At 59.8% G+C, this 1,146-nt stretch carries 2 protein-coding genes; both read right to left on the bottom strand.

Annotation, left to right across the window (positions count from 1 at the left end):
* Nucleotides 1-302 (bottom strand): divalent metal cation transporter (locus AWB74_RS48125; protein ID WP_235024966.1); only part of this gene is annotated, 302 nt, incomplete at its 3' end.
* Nucleotides 303-317: 15 nt separating this feature from the next.
* Complete coding sequence (locus tag AWB74_RS48120) at nt 318-530, bottom strand: hypothetical protein (RefSeq protein ID WP_061152829.1); 213 nt, start codon at nt 528-530, stop codon at nt 318-320.
* Between the last annotated feature and the right edge of the window lie 616 nt (nt 531-1,146).

Below are 1,146 nucleotides of genomic sequence, written 5' to 3'. Positions count from 1 at the left end.
TCGACGACGAGAATGACGCCGACATACGCGAACATCGCGAGCGTCAGCCACTTGAGCACCCGGGCATAACGCGCATATGGAATGCACCATTGCAGCGCGAGCGACGCGCCGCCCGACGCGAATGTGAGCCACGCGAGCGAACCGCCGCAAAACACGCGCAGCGCAACGCCCATCGCGAGTACATCGACGGCGATATTGAACGTATTCGCGAGCAGAAACCGCCCGACGGCAAAGTAGAAGAACAGCGGCGAATAGTGCTCGCGCATGTTCACTGTCAGTCCGCGGCCGGTAATCGCGGCCACTCGACTCGCGATCAGTTACAGCGCGACGGTCGACGGATAAGTAAGGACACACACCCACAGCATGTCGAATCCATACCATGCGCCGGCGAGCGTATAAGTCGCTAGGCCGCTGGGGTCGTTGTCCGACGCGGTCGTAACGAGCCCTGGGCCAAAGTCCGCCGCCCACGAATGCGCGGGCCGGGCGCTGCCCTGCACCTTGCTATCTGGCTTGTTATGAAGAAAGCGCATCGGGCGATTCGGCGATTGATAGGCCGCTCTGCGCACAAAACGTTCCTCTCGCGCAGGTTCAGCCGGAATTCCGCATCCCGCGCCCTGGAGCGCGCCGATAGCCGCGCTTTATATTGCCGTGCTACAACCGTGCGTGCTTCTCACTCGCGCCCTATGCGGTTCCGTAGATTCCCTGATGGAGAACAACAAACCGAACGCTGATTTTTTTATTTGAATCAATTACGCTGCCGAGATGCTGAGGCGACCGCTTCGGTCTCGGCCTTCTTCCGCTGACGGCCGCGAACCGCGCGCATAGCCGCGGAAAGGCCTACCGGGGCCTTCCGCCAATCCGCCTACGAAGAACGCGCCGCGAAACCCATTTCTCATGCAGGTTGTTCTTCGGACGCTGTAGAAAGGTGCGAACCGTTCTTGTGGCAATAAGAAAGCATTCAAAGGTCAATCGGGTGCCTTAGCCTTTCAGTGCTTTCAGGAGCGCCAGGTGGTCGCACGGCTTTTGGCACCGCGGGTGGTGTCGATAGCCTTCGGCTACGGCATCGATGCCATAGCCCGTCGCAAAAATAAAGCGGATATTGCGCGACGCGAGTGCATCGGCTACCGGGTACGACTTTTCGCCGTT

Origin of the sequence: Caballeronia arvi (assembly GCF_001544695.2) — a bacterium.
GTDB lineage: Bacteria > Pseudomonadota > Gammaproteobacteria > Burkholderiales > Burkholderiaceae > Caballeronia > Caballeronia arvi.
The sequence above is the reverse complement of the archived record's forward strand: the minus strand, read 5'-3'. Positions and strand labels throughout refer to the sequence as shown.

Excerpts from the sequence above, each read along its gene's own strand:
- AWB74_RS48120 (WP_061152829.1), bottom strand. The coding sequence starts at position 530 with ATGCGCTTTCTTCATAACAAGCCAGATAGCAAGGTGCAGGGCAGCGCC.